Origin of the sequence: Pseudomonas fungipugnans, from assembly GCF_029955235.1 — a bacterium.
Taxonomy (GTDB): Bacteria; Pseudomonadota; Gammaproteobacteria; order Pseudomonadales; family Pseudomonadaceae; genus Aquipseudomonas; species Aquipseudomonas fungipugnans.
The window spans coordinates 1,236,123-1,250,358 of sequence record NZ_JARBWL010000001.1 but is presented as its reverse complement, the minus strand read 5'-3'; the positions used below and the strand labels follow the sequence as shown (position 1 = coordinate 1,250,358).

Annotated in this window: 15 protein-coding genes; 3 read left to right on the top strand and 12 right to left on the bottom strand. The window is 60.7% G+C overall.

What is annotated here, in order from left to right; genetic code table 11:
* Positions 1–101: 101 nt before the first annotated feature.
* The 3 genes from POF45_RS04970 to POF45_RS04960 form a co-directional block, all read right to left on the bottom strand.
* Positions 102–302, bottom strand: coding sequence for a PLD nuclease N-terminal domain-containing protein (locus tag POF45_RS04970; protein ID WP_259494880.1), 201 nt, complete (start codon positions 300–302; stop codon positions 102–104).
* Positions 303–379: 77 nt separating this feature from the next.
* On the bottom strand, positions 380–673 hold the full coding sequence (locus POF45_RS04965; protein WP_282315242.1) for a putative quinol monooxygenase: 294 nt from the start codon (positions 671–673) through the stop codon (positions 380–382).
* Between the two features lie 165 nt (positions 674–838).
* Positions 839–1,213 carry a hypothetical protein gene (locus POF45_RS04960; RefSeq protein ID WP_282315241.1) on the bottom strand — a complete coding sequence of 125 codons (375 nt, stop codon included), beginning with the start codon at positions 1,211–1,213 and terminating at the stop codon, positions 839–841.
* Between the two features lie 119 nt (positions 1,214–1,332).
* On the opposite strand from POF45_RS04960, the gene POF45_RS04955 reads away from it, so the two are divergent.
* Positions 1,333–2,199, top strand: a complete 867-nt coding sequence (locus POF45_RS04955; protein ID WP_282315240.1) for an AraC family transcriptional regulator — start codon at positions 1,333–1,335, stop codon at positions 2,197–2,199.
* A 112-nt stretch (positions 2,200–2,311) separates the two neighbouring features.
* On the opposite strand, the gene POF45_RS04950 is transcribed toward POF45_RS04955, so the two are convergent.
* From POF45_RS04950 to POF45_RS04925, 6 genes are all read right to left on the bottom strand, one after another.
* Positions 2,312–3,727, bottom strand: coding sequence for a purine-cytosine permease family protein (locus POF45_RS04950; RefSeq protein ID WP_282315239.1), 1,416 nt, complete (start codon positions 3,725–3,727; stop codon positions 2,312–2,314).
* Between the two features lie 383 nt (positions 3,728–4,110).
* The gene (gene argE / locus POF45_RS04945; protein ID WP_282315238.1) at positions 4,111–5,259 is read right to left on the bottom strand and encodes an acetylornithine deacetylase; all 1,149 of its coding nucleotides are present in this window, start codon (positions 5,257–5,259) and stop codon (positions 4,111–4,113) included.
* The gene (locus tag POF45_RS04940; RefSeq protein WP_282315237.1) at positions 5,256–5,933 is read right to left on the bottom strand and encodes a DUF1028 domain-containing protein; all 678 of its coding nucleotides are present in this window, start codon (positions 5,931–5,933) and stop codon (positions 5,256–5,258) included. The genes argE and POF45_RS04940 overlap by 4 nt, the downstream gene beginning before the upstream one ends.
* A 260-nt stretch (positions 5,934–6,193) precedes the next feature.
* Positions 6,194–6,610, bottom strand: coding sequence for a RidA family protein (locus tag POF45_RS04935; protein ID WP_169370235.1), 417 nt, complete (start codon positions 6,608–6,610; stop codon positions 6,194–6,196).
* A 35-nt stretch (positions 6,611–6,645) separates the two neighbouring features.
* On the bottom strand, positions 6,646–7,956 hold the full coding sequence (locus POF45_RS04930; protein WP_259494870.1) for a flavin-containing monooxygenase: 1,311 nt from the start codon (positions 7,954–7,956) through the stop codon (positions 6,646–6,648).
* A gap of 189 nt (positions 7,957–8,145) precedes the next feature.
* Positions 8,146–8,574: a nuclear transport factor 2 family protein gene (locus POF45_RS04925; protein WP_259494868.1), complete on the bottom strand. Its 429-nt coding sequence runs from the start codon at positions 8,572–8,574 to the stop codon at positions 8,146–8,148.
* Positions 8,575–8,749: 175 nt separating this feature from the next.
* On the opposite strand from POF45_RS04925, the gene POF45_RS04920 reads away from it, so the two are divergent.
* Positions 8,750–9,421 (top strand): ATPase, encoded by a 672-nt coding sequence (locus tag POF45_RS04920; protein ID WP_259494866.1) that lies wholly within the window; start codon positions 8,750–8,752, stop codon positions 9,419–9,421.
* Positions 9,422–9,436: 15 nt separating this feature from the next.
* Here the strand turns inward: POF45_RS04920 and POF45_RS04915 are convergent, their stop codons facing one another.
* Complete coding sequence (locus POF45_RS04915) at positions 9,437–9,772, bottom strand: sensor histidine kinase (RefSeq protein WP_282316001.1); 336 nt, start codon at positions 9,770–9,772, stop codon at positions 9,437–9,439.
* 133 nt (positions 9,773–9,905) lie between these two features.
* Between POF45_RS04915 and POF45_RS04910 the strand changes: the two genes are divergently transcribed.
* Positions 9,906–10,694, top strand: coding sequence for a DeoR/GlpR family DNA-binding transcription regulator (locus tag POF45_RS04910; protein WP_259494865.1), 789 nt, complete (start codon positions 9,906–9,908; stop codon positions 10,692–10,694).
* Between the two features lie 1,818 nt (positions 10,695–12,512).
* Here POF45_RS04910 and POF45_RS04905 read toward each other — a convergent pair.
* Both POF45_RS04905 and POF45_RS04900 read right to left on the bottom strand, forming a co-directional pair.
* Positions 12,513–13,274 carry an alpha/beta hydrolase gene (locus tag POF45_RS04905; protein ID WP_282315236.1) on the bottom strand — a complete coding sequence of 254 codons (762 nt, stop codon included), beginning with the start codon at positions 13,272–13,274 and terminating at the stop codon, positions 12,513–12,515.
* Between the two features lie 35 nt (positions 13,275–13,309).
* Positions 13,310–14,227, bottom strand: a complete 918-nt coding sequence (locus tag POF45_RS04900; RefSeq protein ID WP_259494862.1) for a LysR family transcriptional regulator — start codon at positions 14,225–14,227, stop codon at positions 13,310–13,312.
* Positions 14,228–14,236 lie beyond the last annotated feature (9 nt).

Here is a 14,236-nt window from a genome sequence, read left to right as displayed (position 1 = left end):
ACTTCAAATGGGCAGCGCTCCAAAAATCCCGGGCAGAAACAGCAAAGCCCCGAAATGTCGGGGCTTTGCGCTGCCTTCAAGGTCGCTATTACATCGGGTGTCTACATCGGCCGATGCGCATCATGCTTGGGCCCCATCAACGCCCACAGCACCAGCCCGATCAGCGGCACAAACACGATTACCACGATCCAGACGCATTTGTTGTCTATCTTCCCCTCGCTTTTGACGATCCTGCCAATTGCCCACAATTCAATCACCAAGAGAATTGCCGCCAGTGCGATCCAGATATGTTCGATTTGCATGAGCCACCTCCTGATAGTCCTCTCGTTAGGTGGAGGGTGGCGGACAGGGTTCATTTTTATTGTTTGGCGGGGGCTGTTCAGTGGGCGATGAAGGTGCGCAATTGAAGGCTGCTGGCGAGGTGTTGCGTGGTCAGTTCGAAGAACCGGGCCAGGCAGGGCAGGTTGAAGTGAGCTTGCATGTGTTCGGTTGAGTGCCAGTGGCCAGTGATGATCCAGGGGACTTTGGGGGATGTGCTGCAGGTGAGGGTATAGGCGGCGCAGCCGGGGGTGTCGCGCAGGGTTTCGAGCAGCTCATTCAGCTGTGATTGCAGGGCTGTGGACTGGCCGGGGATCGGGTGGATTTCGATGGTGTTGATGGCGGCGAGAGACATGGGGAGTGATGCCTGTCTGTTAAGGGTTGAACACTGCAAGTTTTGTGGGAGCGGGTTTGCTCGCGAAAGCGGAGGGTCAATCAACATCAACGTTGAATGTGCCGGCCTCTTCGCGAGCAGGCTCGCTCCCACCGGTTTTGGGACGGTTCTCACGAGCAGCGTTTTTCACTGCGCGAGCAACTTGCGCGCCAGTGCCAGGGATTGCGCCTCGCTCGCCGTGGTGAACATCGCAAAGCCCCAGAACTTTTCATACAGCACGGCAAAGGGTTTGGCCGCGAGGCGTTTGGCGGCGTTGGGTTCGATGTAGATCGAGGCTTTGACGAACGAGCGTAGCGCGGCTTTGTTACGTTTCATCCACAGCGAGATGCGTTTTCGTTCTTCTGGTGTGTGTTCGTGCTGGCCTTCGTCGGCGGTTTGCTTGTTGAGCAGGACGAAGGTTTGCTCCCGTGCGAGCAAGGCTTCGAAGGCTTCGAATGAGCTGTCGCTGCTCGGGCTCGCTTCGACCCAGACCAGGGGGAAGTCTTTGGCGTCTATCAGCATGGTGGTGGTCCTCGGCGTTCAATGGTGGGTTCACGATACCCAGCGTGCGGATGGACGTCATTGCACAATCGGGTCACACTCTTTTTCAATCCGGCCAAATACTCTTGGGAGTACCGCGCTTGTTTTCCAACACCGCCAGCGAATCGGTTCACGGTTGGGATGTCGACAGCATTCCCCGGCCAGTCTGCGCGGTAAATGCCTCGCGGGTCGCCCGGGACTGGGAGCATGCGCGGCATCAGCATCGCAAGGCGCAGTTGATTTACTCGGTGCGCGGCATCGTCAATTGTGAGGTTGAGGAGGGCGTGTGGCTGGTGCCCCCGCAGTGTGCGGTGTGGATTCCGGGCGGGCTGGCACATTCGTCACGGGGCTCGGGGGAGACGGAGTGTTATTGCCTGTTTGTCGAACCCGATGCGGTGGCAGGACTGCCCACGGTGTGCTGCACGATTTCGGTGTCACCGCTGCTGCGTGAGTTGCTGATGAAGGCGGCGGGTTTTGCGCAGTTGTATCCCGAGCAAGGGCGGGAAGCGCGGTTGATTGCGGCGTTGCTGGACGAGTTGTGCGAGGCGCCGGTAGAGGATCTGCATTGGCCGATGCCTGTTGATCGACGGCTGCGGCAGTTGGCGCAGAGGTTGTTGGCCGATCCTTCGAGCAAGGCCTCGATGGGCGATTGGGCCAGGCGTATCGGTATGAGCGAGCGCAGCATGAGTCGGTTGCTGGCCGAAGAGATCGGCATGAGTTTCGGGCGTTGGCGACGGCAGTTGCACATCATCCTGTCGCTGCAACGGCTGACCCAGGGCGACAGTGTGCAGACGGTGGCGCTGGAGCTGGGTTATGAGAGTGCCAGCGGCTTTGTGACGATGTTTCGCAAGACAGTGGGCAAGCCGCCGGCGCGGTATCTGTTTGAGCGGGGCAATGCCGGGCAGGGCAAAGATGGCGCGAATGTGCCGGGGATTGTGTTGGCATCGCAGACAGCTGATACACCCTAACTGCTGTGGGAGCGAGCCTGCTCGCGAAGAGGCCGGCACAGCCAGTATTAATGTTGGCTGATCCACCGCTTTCGCGAGCAGGCTCGCTCCCACAGGGCTTTGTGTTGTTTGATTAAATGCCGGTCGCCAGTTTCCCGGTGGACAACCGCCGCTTGTAAGCACTGTCCCGCGTCGCCAGCCACCAATACAGCGGTGTGGTAATCAACAGCCCCACCACCCAGGACAAATCCGCCCCATCGATGTGCGCTGAAATCGGCCCGACATACAGCGGCGTGTTCATGAACGGAATCTGCACCGCAATCCCGATCGCGTAGGCCAGCAACGCCTGCGGGTTGTAGCGGCCATAGATCCCGCCATCGACGTGGAAGATCGAGTCGATGTCGTACTGCCCTTTGTGGATCGCATAGAAGTCGATCAGGTTGATCGCCGTCCACGGCACCAGCACCACGAGCAGCACCAGCACCATGTCGACGAAGTGACCGATGAAGTCGGCCGAGGCGCCGACGGCGGCGATGCAGCAACTGGCGAGGACGATGATCGAGATCACGGCGCGGCTTTTCGCGGTGGGAATCCAGCGGTAGGCGAAGGTCTGGACCAGGGTGATCAGCGACAGCACTGCGCCGTACAGGTTGAGGGCGTTGTGGCTGATGACGCTGAGCAGAAACAGCACCAGCATCAACGGGCCGATGGAGCCGGTGGCGAGCTTGACCGCGTCCATGGTGTCCATGCCCACGGGCGTGGCGAGTACGGCGACGGCGCCGAAGATGAACGACAGGCTGGAGCCGAGCACGGTGCCCAGGTAGGTGGTCCAGAAGGTCGAGGCCACGGGCACGTTGGCCGGCAGGTAGCGCGAGTAGTCGGAAACGTAAGGCGCGAAAGCGATCTGCCAGAGCGCCGCCAGCGACACGGTGGCCAGCCAGCCGGAGATGTTGAAGCTGCCACGGGTGAGGAAGTCGGCGGTCTGTACGTGGGTGAAGATGTAGCCGAAGCCCAGCACGATGCCGATGCCCAATACCCAGGTGCCGATGCGGTTGAGTACGTGGATGAAGCGGTAGCCGATGATGCCGATGATCCCGGAACCGAGGGCGCCGATGATGATGCCCACCGGCACCGGCACGCTGTCGACCACGCCGTGCAGTGACTTGCCGGCCAGGACGATGTTGGAGGCGAAGAAGCCGATGTACATGACGCCGGCAATCAGCACCACCAACAGTGCGCCGAGGGAGCCGAACTGGGCGCGGCTCTGGATCATTTGCGGGATGCCCATCTGCGGGCCTTGCGCCGAGTGCAGCGCCATCAGTACGCCGCCGAGCAGGTGCCCGACGAGGATGGCGACGACACCCCACACCAGGTTCAGGTGAAACAGTTGCACGCCGAGGGCGCCGGTGACGATGGGCAGCGGCGCGATGTTGCCGCCGAACCAGAGGGTGAACAGATCTCTTACCTTTCCATGGCGATCTTCGGGTGGCACGTAGCCGATCGTGTGCTTCTCGATGAGCGGTGCGGTGGTGCTTGCAGCGGTGACCATGGCGAACTCCAAGGCAATGTGAGTACGTGGACGTACTTCGGTGAGCGCCGCACGGGGGCAGACGCTTTTCTTGTTGGAGTGATGATGTGCAATGGACGGTGAGAGATAAATTAGTAAGTTTGTTGCTTCATACCCTAAAAAATGTGGCTCGGGGTTTTGGCGTCGGCACGGGCAAGTACACGGGCTAATTGTGGGCGCCTGTAGTCAATTTGCCTGGCACAAATCAGTGTGGGAGCGAGCCCGCTCGCGAAGGGGCCGGTACAGCTGATATTGATGTTGGCTGACCCACCGCTTTCGCGAGCAGGCTCGCTCCCACAGTTGATCGGGGTGTCTGTATTTGATTTGTCTGACACAAGCCAGGGATGGTGCTGGTGGAGTTGTGGTCAGCAGATCGATTCCAGCATCCGCCGCAGCATCGCATCACAGCCCTCCAACTGCTCCAGGCTGACAAACTCGTCCGGCTTGTGCCCCTGTTCCATGCTGCCCGGTCCGCAGACCACGGTCGGGATTCCTGCTGCATCAAACAACCCGCCCTCGGTGCCGAACGCCACGGTGCCGAACGCCCGTGAACCGGAAAACTCGGCGATCAATTGCGCAGCTTCACTGTGAGCATCGGTAGCCAATCCGGGATACGTCGACAATTCACTAAAGTGAATCGCACTCTGTTCACTGACGGCACGCATGCGCGGCAATACCTGCTGCTCGGCATAGGCCTGCAACTGCTGCGCGACCTCGCTCGGATCATGCGACGGCAAGGCGCGGATCTCAAAGTCGAAGCGACAGTCGGCGGGGACGATGTTCAGTGCCTTGCCGCCGCAAATCACTCCGGTCTGCACCGTGGAAAATGGCGGATCGAAACGTTTGTCATGATGCTCCGGCGCTTGCAGGCGACGGCCGATTCGGCCCAGCTCGCCAATCAGTTCGGCGGCGTATTCAATGGCGTTGACCCCCAGCGGCGCGTACGCCGAATGACAGGCCTGGCCGTGAACGTCGCAGCGCATCGCCAGTTTGCCTTTGTGGCCCAGCACCGGTTTCAGCTCGGTCGGCTCGCCAATGATGCACAGCATCGGTTTGACCGGGCGTTGTTCCAGCGCTTTCAGCAGCGAGCGCACCCCAAGGCAGCCGACTTCTTCATCGTAGGACAGCGCAATGTGCACGGGCCGGCGTAGCGGGGCGTGCACCAGCGCCGGCACCAGCGCGAGCACGCAGGCGATATAGCCTTTCATGTCCGCGGTGCCGCGACCGTACAGCTTGCCCTCGCGCTCGCTGAGTTCGAACGGCGGGACGGTCCATGGCTGGCCGTCCACCGGCACCACGTCTGTGTGCCCCGACAGCACGATGCCCGGCTGATCCGCCGGGCCGAGGGTGGCGAACAGATTGGCCTTGCTGCGCGACGCGTTGTAGACCAATTCGCACGGCACATCGAAGCCCGCGAGGTAGTCACGGACAAAGTCGATCAGGTGCAGGTTGGATTCACGGCTGGTGGTGTCGAACGCCACCAGGGTTTCCAGCAAATCCCGGCTGCTGTTCATCGGTCGTCTCCGGCCACGCCGTAGCCTGGGGATTTGTCGGGGGCCAGGGCGCGGTCGATGTAGTCCTGAACCTGTGGCCGATAGGCGTGCCACAGTTTTTCAAGCTGGCTGATCGGGTCTTCATCGGCCCAATCCACCCGTAGGTTGATGATCGGCCAAGTTAATTCGCCGACCACCACCATCGCCGCCGAATGCACCGGCCCGGCTTCGCCACCGGCGGCGATGGCAGCTTGCATGGCAGAGAGCAGGCGGTCGGCGAGTTGTCCTTCGGCGTGTTCGAACGCGCTGACCATCGCGTCGATCACGGCACGGTCGGCGAGCATGTTGCCCGCCGCCACGCATTGCTCGCCGGATACGGCGTTGTGTATGCCCAGGGTTTGCACGCCGCTGAAATGCGCGGTCTGGCCGAGGTGGTCGATGGCGGTGATCTGCCGGTACTGGCTGTAGCCATTTCGGGTCAGGACCTTGTCCAGCGCCTCGGCGGGTGTCAGGCCCTGTTCCATCAGGGCCAGGGCATCCGGACCGAGGGAGGGCAGGGTGATGTTCTGTGTGGAGACGGCGCCGACACCGGGCAGCAGCCACGGGCAACGGGCGCCGACGGCGATGCTGGAGGAGCTGATGGCGACGCCGATCTGGCCGGTTTCCGGGCAGCGGGCGGTGATGGAGAATGTCATGGGCAGGTTCCTTGCCTTGGATGTTGGTTGTCTGTACTGACGCCATCGCGAGCAAGCTCGCTCCCACACTGGATCTGTGAACACCGCAAATCCCCTGTGGGAGCGAGCTTGCTCGCGATGGCAGCACCTCGGTCTGACTCCCTGCTCAGGAATCAAATCAATCCCACAGGGGACAGTGCTCATGCACACATTTGTTGTCACAGAAGATCCAATGTGGGAGCGAGCCTGCTCGCGAAGGCCGCACCTCGGTCTATCTGTGCTTACTCAGGAATCACCGCAATCACATCAATCTCCATCAACCACTGTGGCTGCCCCAGTGCCGACACCACCAACCCGGTAGAAATCGGAAACACGCCCTTGAGCCACTTCCCGACTTCCTGATACACGGGCTCGCGATAACGCGGGTCGATCAGATAAGTCGTGGTTTTAACGATGTGGCTCAGGTCGCTGCCAGCCTCTTCCAGCAACTGTTTGACGTTACGCATGGCCTGCTCGGCTTGCGCGCGCGGGTCGCCGAGGCCCACCAGTTTGCCGTCGAAATCAGTGCCGACCTGGCCGCGAACGTAGACGGTGTTGCCGGCGCGCACGGCCTGGCACAGGTCGTTATCCAGGCTTTGGTTCGGGTACGTTTCCTTGGTGTTGAACATGCGAATACGGGTATGGGTAGGCGTGGACATCTGAAGCTCCTGACGAAAAAAGACCTGCGCGTGGATCAAGCGCTGACGGTGGTTTTATGGGCGAGCGGGGTGGCGTGCGCCTCGCGTTGCGCGGCCTCGTGGTAGTCGAGGTAGGAACGCTGGATGGCGATGTGATCGGCCACGTACTTGGCGTCGTGCCAAACGCCCCAGATAAACGAAGAACCGCGACGCGACTGCCACGGCAAGCCAAGGAAATACACGCCCGGCTCGCTGGAGACGCCGCGCTGATGTTGCGGCTTGCCGTTGTCGTCGAAGGCATTGACCTGCAGCCAGCTGTAATCCACGGCAAAACCGGTGGCCCAGATGATCGACGTCACGCCGGCCCTGGCCAGGTCGAGTTCAAGAATGGGATTTGTCACGCAGTCGGGGTCGGCGAAGGTATGGCGCGCTTCAGGTTCTTCCGGCAAGTCCAGGCCATTGCGTTCGATGTAGGCATCGGCGGCATCGAGCAATGCCAGGTAGTTCTCGTCGCCGCGGGCCAGGTTCTCGGCCAGGTTCGGCTGGAATGTGGCCACGGCACCTTTGAAAGACTGGGTCAGCCCGACGAGGGTCATGCCGCGATGGGCCAACCCGCGAAAGTCCACGGTGCGACCGCCATGGGCGCCGCTGACGGCGATGGTCACGTGCTCGCGGCCGGGCTTCATTGCCGCCTGGTCCCACTCGCCCAGCACCCCCAGCCACCAGCAGAAATCACGGTTGCGGTAGGCGCGAGGCGGGCGGTCGTGGGCGCCGACCGAGAGGTAGACTTTTTTGCCGGCACGCTGCAACTCGTCGGCAATCTGCACCCCGGACGAGCCGGCACCGACCACCAGCACGGCACCGTCGGGCAATTGCTGTGGGTTGCGGTAGTCGGCGGAGTGCAGCTGGAGGAAGGACTGATCGTCCGGCGCAATCGGCGGAATCACCGGCCGCTGGAACGGCCCGGTGGCGGCGACCACGCGATTGGCTTCGATCACGCCTTCGGAGGTTTCGATGGTGAAGCCGGGGCGACCGACATTGCGCTCGACCTTCTTTACTTCCACGCCGGTACGCACCGGTGCCTTGAATTTTTTCGCATAGGCTTCGAAATAATCGGCTACCCGCTCTTTCGGGGCAAAGCCGTCGGGGCTGATATCGTCGAACTCAAGCCCCGGAAAACGATCGTGCCAGGCTGGACCATTGGCCACCAGCGAGTCCCAGCGCCCGGTGCGCCAGCGCTCGGCGATACGGTTGCGCTCCAGCACCAGGTGCGGCACCCCGAGTTTGCTCAGGTGTTCACTCATCGCCACACCGGCTTGACCGGCGCCCACAACCAGCGTGTCTGTTTTTATTGTTTCAATGGTCATCTTTATACCCTTTGAAGTGGCAGCCAGGCCGTTTATGGCCTGCCATCGCTTGGGTCAAAGACTAGGGTTCACCTCGGTATCGGTAAAATATTATTAAGCTTTTAATTGAGCATAAATAAGGGAGGCAGAGCGAGTGACCCCTGTGGCGAGGGCGCTTGCTCGCCACAGTTGACGGGGTGACGCTGGCGATCAGGGTCTACCGGCAGCCAGATACGCCCCAAGCCGCTGCCCCATCTGCTCGCCCAGGGCCTGTAAACCACTGAAAGGGCGCACCATCACTTCAAACTCGACGATTTTCCCCTGTTCATTGAAGCGAATCATGTCGATGCCTTTGAGCTCCTTTCCAGCCACCGTGGCGCTGAACTCCAGCACCACATTCAAACCGTCGGCTGTCGCCAGTTCGCGGTGGTAGACAAAATCTTCGAACACGCCGAGTACCGTGGTGAGAATCGTCGATACCACTGCCACTCCGGGGTAAGGATTGTGCGCCATGGGCGAGCGGAAGATAACCTGCGGGTCGAGCAATTCCGGTAGATCACGCATGTCGCTCTTGCCGACCATGGCGTGCCATTGGCGCAGGGTTTCGGCGGCGTTGTGCTGCAATGTTGGTTGAGACATTTTCAACTCCCTTGTTTTTGTTGTGCTGGACTGTAGACCACCGCGCCAGACCTGTTTGCGCCATATTCCAATCATTCGTCCAATCGATAGTTATCATCACAAAATGCAAGTTCTGTTTTTTCAGGAAGAGAGGAGGATGGCGTTATACGAACTTGCTTCAGAAGGAAACCGCGCGATGAGAATTTCAACCTTGCTGGCGCTAGTGGTGGTCCTCAGCAGTGGCGTGGTTGCGACATTCCCGGCCAATGCGGCCAATGATCAGTCCTGTCATTTTGTGCCGATGGCCGACAGCACGCTTGACCTCAAACACGCCCAGTCCGTGGGGGTGCTGTACAGCGAAAACACCCTCAATACCCTTGAATACCTTGAGCGTTACCACGAGGTGGCGGTGAACGGCAGCAAGAACCCGCAGCTGGATTCGCGCATCAGCAATGCGTTTATTGCCAGTTCCGATCCGAAACTGGCGATCAACTGGCTGATGGATTCGCTGCACAAGGAGTTCGGCTCGGTCACCGTCTACGACAACATCGATGCCGTGGTGCAGGCACACCCGGATGTGGTGGTGATGCTTGATACCTACAGCCGCTTGGTGTCGAAACGCAATTCCCAGGTGGAGGCGCGGTTCATGGCCAAGTTTTACGATGCCAACCTGCAATACATCGGCCAGGCCGAAGGCAGCAGCGCCAAACAGATGCCATCGGTGTGGGTGCATGGCAAAGCAGCCCCCGAAATTGCCGCGCAGATCGACCAACAGCGTGATTTGCAGGTCAACGCCCTGAAACAGTTCGATGCTTCGCTCAAGGCGCTGGTGACTACTGGCAATAGTGCTCAGGTGGCCGCCAAGTAAGGGGGACGGGGCGAACTACGGTTCGCCCAGGTTCAACCACACCGACACGCATAGACCGCGGTGTTGCCGCTTGTCGGTAAAACCCAATTCAATCCGCGCCCCGACCCGATCAGCAATCGCCTTGACGATGGACAGCCCCAACCCGGAACCGGCTTCGTCGGTGCCCAGGCTGCGGTAAAACGGATCGAATACCCGCTCCCGCTCCTCAACCGAAATTCCTGGTCCCGAGTCCTTGACTTGCAGCAGCGCAAGGCCGTTTTCGATGCTCACTGACAAGTCAATTCGGCCTCGGGTACTTTGTTGAGCCAGCCGGCTGTGGTCGAATTCATGGGTCTTGCCTCTCCTGAGCAGCGCTGTCGTTAGCGCAAGGGAGAGGCTGCGGGCTGAAACTTGGCCGGGACTGAGGGCTGATCAATCAATGGCCGATTGTGTTCCCCGGATGGTTTGGCTAATCTCGCACAAACACGCAGATTCAGGCATAAACATGCAACTCCATCACTCCGTCGCAGAACTCCCGCATCTACGTCGTCAAAAAATTCTCTTGATTCTCGAGCGCGACGGCAAGGTCATGGCCTCCGAACTGAGCACCCATTTCGCCGTCTCTGAAGACACCATCCGCCGCGACCTGGCCGAGCTGGACACCGCTGGCTTGGTGCAGCGCGTACACGGCGGCGCACTGCCCAGGCCCAGGGACAGCGGCAAGGACTACTTCACCCGCATCAGCGAAACCGACGAGGCGCGCACGCAGCTGGCGCAACTGGCGGCGCGTCAGGTGCAGGACGGCCAGATCGTCCTGTTCGGCTCCGGCACCACCATTTTGCAGATCGCCCGCGAGCTGCCCGTGGACATCACCATCACCGCTGTCACGGCGTCACCGTTGACCGCCATCGCCCTGGCCGAATTCAAAGGCGTGAAGGTGATTCTGGCCGGTGGTCAGCTCAACCCGGCGACGATGTCGGTCAGTGGTCACGAGACCGTGCGCCTGATCGAGAGCATCAAGGCCGATTTACTGCTGACCGGCGTCTGCGCCTTGCACCCGGAGGTGGGCATCACGTCGGTGTATTTCGATGAAGTGCCAGTCAAACAGGCCATGCTCGACAGCGCCTCCCGTGTGGTGGCAGTGACCACCGCCGACAAACTCGGCGCCGTGGAGCCCTTTGTCGTGGCACCTTGCCGCCGTTTGCACACGCTGGTTACCGAGCGTCACCTGGCTTCAGGCAACGTCGCCGACTATCAACGGCTGGGCATTGAAGTGGTGCAGGCGCAGGCCTGACGGCAGTTTGTGATGTTCTTCAATAGGTATGGTGCCTGACACGCCGCTATCGCGGGCAAGCCCGGCTCCCACAGCTGGTCTTCAGTGAACATAAAATTGGTGTTCGGCAGAGATCCAGTGTGGGAGCGAGCTTGCTCGCGATGGGGCCGTGTCAGTCACCATCATTGCTGAATGACCCACCGCTATCGCGGGCAAGCCCGGCTCCCACAGTTGATCTTCAGTGAACACAAAATTGGCATTCGACAGTGATCCAGTGTGGGAGCGAGCTTGCTCGCGATGGGGCCGTGTCAGTCACCATCATTGCTGAATGACCCACCGCTATCGCGGGCAAGCCCGGCTCCCACAGTTGGTCTTCAGTGAACACAAAATGGGTGTTCGACCGCGATCCACTGTGGGAGCGGGCTTGCCCGCGATGGGGCAGTGTCAGTCACCATCCTTGCTGATGACCCACCGCTATCGCGGGCAAGCCCGGCTCCCACAGTTGATCTTCAGCGAGCACAAAATTGGCAATCCACACAGATCCAGTGTGGGAGCGAGCTTGCCCGCGATGGGGCCGTGTCAGCCACCACCATTGCCAAATGACCCACCGCTATCGCGGGCAAGCCCGGCTCCCACAGTTGATCTTCAGTGAACACAAAATTGGCATTCGACAGTGATCCAGTGTGGGAGCGGGCTTGCTCGCGATGGGGCCGTGTCAGTCACCATCATTGCTGAATGACCCACCGCTATCGCGGGCAAGCCCGGCTCCCACAGTTGGTCTTCAGTGAACATAAAATTGGTGTTCGGCACAGATCCAGTGTGGGAGCGGGCTTGCCCGCGATGGGGCCGTGTCAGTCACCATCCTTGCTGATGATCCACCGCTATCGCGGGCAAGCCCGGCTCCCACAGTTGATCTTCAGTGAACACAAGATCGGCGTTCGATAGCGATCCACTGTGGGAGCGGGCTTGCCCGCGATGGGGCCGTGTCAGTCACCATCATTGCCAAATGACCCACCGCTATCGCGGGCAAGCCCGGCTCCCACAGGGGATTTTCAGTGAACACAAAATTGGCGCTCGGCAGAGATCCAGTGTGGGAGCGGGCTTGCTCGCGATGGGGCCGTGTCAGTCGCCACCATTGCCCAATGACCCACCGCTATCGCGGGCAAGCCCGGCTCCCACAGTTGATCTTCAGTGAACACAAAAATTGGCGCTCGGCAGAGATCCAATGTGGGAGCGAGCTTGCTCGCGATGGGGCCGTGTCAGTCACCATCACTGCCAATGACACACCGCTATCGCGGGCAAGCCCGGCTCCCACAGTTGATCTTCAGTGAACACAAAATCGGCGTTCGACCGCGATCCAGTGTGGGAGCGGGCTTGCTCGCGATGGGGCCGTGTCAGTCACCCTCCTTGCTAATGACCCACCGCCATCGCGGGCAAGCCCGGCTCCCACAGAGTTCTTCAGTGAACACAAAATTGGCGCTCGGCAGAGATCCAGTGTGGGAGCGGGCTTGCCCGCGATGGGGCAGTGTCAGTCACCATCACTGCCAATGACCCACCGCCATCGCGGGCAAGCCCGGCTCCCACAGTTGATCTGCAGTGAACACAACACTGGCGCTCGACAGAGATCCAGTGTGGGAGCGGGCTTGCTCGCGATGGGGCCGTGTCAGTCACCACTATTGCCAAATGACCCGGCGCTATCGCGGGCAAGCCCGGCTCCCACAGTTGATCTTCAGCGAACACAACATTGGCGTTCGGCAGCGATCCAGTGTGGGAGCGAGCTTGCTCGCGATGGGGCAGTGTCAGTCACATCAATACTGACTGGACCGGCCATCTTCTTGTCTACAACCCATCCCCGATCAGCTTCAGATACTCAGGGCTTTCGGAAATCGAGTTATGCCCCACGCCGCCAATCACTTGCAGCGTCGCCACGCCCTTGGTGAACTGTGTGTACAGCTGCTCGGTGCTGTCACGCGGTACCACTTCGTCATTTTCAGCGGCGATCAGGCGTGTCGGTACGCTGATGCGCGCGGCGTACTTCCAGGATTCGAACGTGTCCTTGAGGAGCCACTTCACCGGGAACATCGGGTACTGACGGACAGCAAGGTCCTGCAGGCTGTTGAACGGCGTGATCAGGATCAACCGCGCCGCCGGGCGCTGGCTCGCCAGACGCACGGCCACGCCTGTGCCCAGACTGCGCCCGACCACTGCGATATTCGGGTGCGTGGCGTGCACCTGATCGAACAGGGCCAGCGCATCACGGGCAATGGCCGCCTCGGACGGCGACCCGGAACTGCCGGAAAAACCCCGGTAATTCATCAAATACAGTGCACGGTCCGGGAACGCCGCCGAAAATGTCGGCAGATTGCGCGACACATCCTCGGCATTTCCACCGAAGTAGATCAAGGCATCGGGACCGTCGTGCGGCCTTACAGCAACCTGCACCTGTGCGTCGTCCACGGCCAGGGTGAGTATGGCCGGGGCGGTAATGGAACCGGGTTGCGGAAAGTAGATAAGCGAGCGCTGAAACACCAGCAGCGCCACGCAAAGCACCAGGTAGATGGCGGCAATGGCTGCAACGAGGTACCACAGGATTCGGGACATTTTGCCGGCTTCCATTGCGTGAGCGTTGCCGGAGTCTAGATGGACTCGCCCGGTCGCGGCTGTTTGCTCTGATCGGGAAACAGATGCTCCTTGAGAAAGTCGATGAACACCCGCAATTTCAGCGCCGGGTGCTTGCCCGACGGCCACATGATTCGGTAGACGCCGATCTGCGAACAGTCGTCGAGAATTCGCACCAGTTTGCCGCTCTCCAGCCAATGGCGGATGGCGAAATCCGGCAAGTAGGCGATGCCGACGCCCTGCACGGCAAAGCAGATACGCGCCTCAAGATTGTTGCAGACCATGGACGTGGGCAGTTGCAGATCGATGTCCTGATCGGCACCGCGCAACGGCCAGACCTGCAACTTGCCGGTGTTGGGAAAGCGGAACTGGATGCAGGCGTGGTGCAGCAGATCCAGCGGCTGTTGCGGTGTGCCGTACGCCTGGAAGTAGTCCGGCGCGCCCACCAGGATCATGCGGTAGCCGCCGAGCAGGCGCGACGTCAGGCTGGAGTCCGGAACTTCGCCGGCGCGCAGCACTGCGTCATAGCCTTCTTCGATCACATCGACGCGGCGGTCGTCGAATGTCAGGTCCAGATCCACCGCCGGGTAGGTCTTTTTGAATTGCGCCAGCACCGGCAGGAACGGGTCGCTGACCAGCGGCAGGCTGATTTTCAGACGGCCACGGGGCGCGGTGGTGGTTTGCGAAAACTCGGCTTCGGCCGCTTCGATCTCGGCGAGGATGCGCAGGCTGCGTTGCAGAAAGCGCAGGCCTTCATCGGTCAACGTGACGCTGCGGGTGCTGCGGTTGAACAGGCGTACGCCGAAGCGTTCTTCCAGGCGCACGATGCTTTTGCCGATGGCCGAGGCGGACACGCCCAACAGGCGGCCAGTGGCGACGAAACTGCGGGTTTCGGCGACGCAGACGAAGACGTTCAGGGCGTTGAGGCTGTCCATTGGTTTTCT